The sequence below is a fragment of the Endozoicomonas sp. ONNA1 genome (genome assembly GCF_024606325.1).
Lineage (GTDB): Bacteria > Pseudomonadota > Gammaproteobacteria > Pseudomonadales > Endozoicomonadaceae > Endozoicomonas_A.
In genome coordinates, this window is the sequence record NZ_JAHHPN010000058.1 from 1 (window position 1) to 4,014 (window position 4,014).

Consider the following 4,014-nt stretch of genomic DNA (forward strand, 5'->3'; position numbering starts at 1 on the left):
CCCACCGGAGTACAGCGGGCGAAATCCCTTATCACCGGCGCTGAAAGGGCGTTTCCGGCATCTGCCTGTTCGGCAGTACAGCCCGGCAGAATTACAGACCATTGCCGAGAAAGTGTTGCCAGAGTCCTCAGAAGGGAAATTCGTCGCTAAAAAGCTGACAGAAAAACATTGTCATTTAAGGGCTTACCTGCAACGACACAACTTGCCGTTGCAGCCGACCAGCCTTGATTTACAGAATGTGGCCAGAGCCGTCATTCGGGGGGGGGGATTTTACCGAAGACGGACTTCTTCAGTGCCTTAATCAGCATTACCGGCTTTACCTGATGGCCGCCGGGATATCGCTGGAGGAACTGCCAGAGCCATCGGCGCTTGCCATGACTACCTGTGAGCTTGATTCCGGACTTTGCCGTTGGTTCAACCAAACGGTATCGGGTATTAACCGTCCCTGGTTGATACGAAAGAGTTACCTCAACAGTATCGATGAAAAACGCCACGAAATACGTATTAAGGCGGATCTGGATGGAGAGGAAGCCAGAACAGAAATCATCAAAATGGTGGCTCAGGCCAGATGGCAGGCGTTCGGTCTTTCCCTGAAGCCGGATCGGTCAGATGATATTCTCACCCGGGCACTTTACCGACATTGTCAGCAACGCTGGTTTAATCATGAGTTTGGCGAGACGAGCGTAGACGTTAACAGGGTATTTGTCCTGACGGAAGAAGAGGAACAAACGCTGAAATTATCTGCTTCTCAGCTTTATCTTCAGGAGGCTGAGAAGTGGGTAGAGGCGTGGATCGCCCAGACAGCTAAACCGTGTCCTGCGCTTTGGCAGCAGATGAGTGATCGGCTGAACCATTTGGTTGACGATGTTACTAACAAAGCGTTGGCTATTGGCAGTAATAACGCGCCTGAACCATACGATCCGCAAGTCCACGAAAAACAGGCTGGGGTATTGGACCGGGAAACGAACTATGATTGGCAGGAGACGCGATCTGTTACCGATTATATAGTTTTTAATATGCACCATTCTCCTGCGACTTATCGGGTGTCGGCAGCGGATATTTATGTGACTGCTGAGGGTAAAGTCAAAAAGATCAATCTTGATAATATACACATTTATGGGGTCGAAACCCTCAGACCGGACCGTTTACCGGGGCCTGATCAGTCAGTGACATTAACCAGCGATCAAACGTTCGCTACCTTGTACTTGTCATCGAAAAATGGTCAATATTCATTGCCCAGCCTGACGCCTGACGACTATATAGTGGCCTTGCGTACTGAACCCGATTTTCCATTTATCCTGACCAGGGACGTATATACCGGGCTTCATACACTGACTATTCCAGAGGACTACACTGAGCAAACTATTCGGTGTGCTTATGTCATAGAACCCAGAGAGCCGGGCAAAAAAGCACCTGCTAAAGAAGCCAGACCAGAAGGGCCAGCACATTTTGACGCCCGCTGTTCAAAAGGTATGAAGGCAGTGATAAAGAGACTTTTTGAGACGGTTAACCACGTTGACCAACACCCACCCGAAGTACGGGTGATTTTGCAGGCCATAGAAAACGCTGAAGACACGGAGCAACGAATTGAGGCGATCACAGAATATTGCAAACAATTTTCCGGTGAGACTCAACCCGGGCGCCATGAAAATTTCTTTGACTTCCTCGTAACAAAGCGGCAAGGCAGCTGTCGCCATCGTGTGCCTGTTTTTGTTGCTCTTTGTCGTTACTTTGGGATTCGATGTCGTGAAATTAATAACAAAGACCACAGCTTTGCTGAATATTCCGTAAATGGAGGCCAAACCTGGGTGTCAGTGGATTTGGGCGGGGCGCCTGTAGAGGCAACAGAAATCAAGTCTGACTTCCAGCACACCATAAATACCAGCCATTCCAGCACTCAGCTCAGGAAGAATAAGGAGCTCCTTCAGGATCTCCTGAAAGGGGCTGACCCGGAGCAACAGCAAATTCTGGCTGAAGCCTCTGGCTTGAGCCTTGGGGAACTGAACAAAGCGCTTGAAAGAAACAGTGCATTGCCAGAAAACCATCTAAGTATTTCCGAAATAGTAAAGCACCTCTGGGGGAGAAAAGATTTAACCGGTTTTTCCATGGGTGTCTCAATGTTAGAGGCGTTAGAGACAAAAGCATGGAGCGCTATCGATACGCGCCTGGCCGGTGATGTGCAGGTGTATGACGCCAGTAAATATACCAATAGACCGATGTTGCAGGCAGTAAAACAAATATTGTCTGACCATGATGCAAATCAGATCACTGAAAAACTCAAGTCACTCCATACAAAAATGATTGTTCAGGTCGGAGCAAATCCTTGCAACTGGTTATCTACAATGGTGGGCATGCTGATACAAAGTGACTTGACCATACCTTCGGTCATTTTTTTTGCCCATGAAGCTCTGGCATCGGGTTGGCTGGACCCAAGGACCTACTGGGGCAGAATTGGGACCCCTCCCAATGAACTTCTTAATCTGTTGGTGCGTCTGGAAGCTATCGATGAACTGAAAGTTAAGGCTACACAGTGCCTGAAAGAGTGGTATAAGGCATTGTTTTCCAGGGATGAAAATATCTTTATGTGGCGGTTGGCTTACAATCGCTTCCAGGGGGAAAAAAATAATGCCTTCTTCATCACTGATTGTCATGATGGGTTTTCGCCATTTCTTGAAGGTAAAATAGCCAGCTCATCTATACAGAACTCTTGGACGGACATACCTGAGGGCATTCCGAATATAGAACGAATGCTGGTGCATCAACCCGCGTTTGTAAAGTTAACCTCGGGCAGGGCGAACCACCGTCCAGTGATTATCCTGGGGCAACCTGTCTGGGGCGGCAAAGTGCTGGATGAAAAGATCGAAGCCCTGTATCAACAAAAAGTCGGGAACAGTCCGGACTTGAAGCCGTTATTGGAAAAAATGAAACAATCTGATACGACGGCAGGTCAATGTCAGCGCAAACCCATTCCAGAGTCCCCTGAGAAGGACTGTGGGCCTTTGGATGCTTTAAGAAACAAATGCAAACAAGCGATTCAGCAGGCCTTCAGTCATTACCTTTATGGAGTCACCCACTCGAAAGGCAGTTGTTTAACCTATTGTTGGGCCAAAGCTTCGATCTTCGAAAGCTCACCAGACTTGTACGGTGCTCGTGACCCATCCTCGCCAGAAGAGCTACATGCAATGATGTCTGAAATTGATAGCTCTTTGGGGTTTGAGAACTCTCTTAATCTTGCCTACCTGCGGCAAACACTCAACGTCAGTGACGCTCTGGTGCTCAATTCCGACCAGCTGACGAACATTGCCGAAGAGTTTTTGAAAAGCGTTAATTTGAATTCGATGTGTGATTCACTGGATACGTGATAGCCGTTTGGCCATGATGAGCTTTTCGAGTCCGATTAATACCTTCAATGGTTTCGGGCAACCATTCAAATAGAACTTTTATCCTGTCTGAAGGTCATACAATTAAACGGTTTCAATGCTGTTCTTCAGATTACAGGAGAGAGGTTGACTATGGATGGTCGGATTGATGGGCAAATAAACAAACGCGCTCTTGCTCTTTATGAAGGTGAAACGCCCAAGAAAGCAAAGCTGGAGTTATTGTCGAAAGAGCATGGAGATCTCTGCCGCAGGGTAACATCCCAGCTGGCTATATCGTCACTCCCGACGACATTGTCCGATAAAGTGAGGACTGTATCTTCAGCAGATTCCCCGTTCCGCAAGGCTTCCCATTCCTTCGATTTTCGTTTTGTCGCCAGTGATGATGAGGTTAGACAGCTTTTAGTGGCCGAGACCGGCGATAAGCATCGGGATGTCACCCTTATCTCCCATCCCGATGGTCTCTCTCAGGCTAATCTGGTGAGCCGGTTGAGCATCTCCGCTGATGGTCGCCACACTCTCCGCTCAGGCAAGCTGTTTGAAGGTTCAAAGCCGCTCACTCTGGTGATAGATATCCGTAAGCTCACCAGTGAGGAGCTACCAAAATTTAACGATCTGCTGGACCCGGACAACCCCT

3 protein-coding genes are annotated in these 4,014 nt (G+C 48.2%); all 3 read left to right on the forward strand.

From position 1 onward, the window contains the following. Positions 1-301: hypothetical protein (locus tag KDK19_RS01265; protein ID WP_257291181.1), on the forward strand; the 301-nt coding region annotated here is incomplete at its 5' end. A gap of 22 nt (positions 302-323) precedes the next feature. After that, positions 324-3,362: a transglutaminase-like domain-containing protein gene (locus KDK19_RS01270; protein ID WP_257291182.1), complete on the forward strand. Its 3,039-nt coding sequence runs from the start codon at positions 324-326 to the stop codon at positions 3,360-3,362. Positions 3,363-3,512: 150 nt separating this feature from the next. Beyond that, positions 3,513-4,014: hypothetical protein (locus KDK19_RS01275; protein ID WP_257291183.1), on the forward strand; the 502-nt coding region annotated here is incomplete at its 3' end.

What these genes read in the sequence shown, in the direction of transcription:
- KDK19_RS01270 (WP_257291182.1), top strand. Translation starts at nt 324, where the DNA reads ATGGCCGCCGGGATATCGCTGGAGGAACTGCCAGAGCCATCGGCGCTT.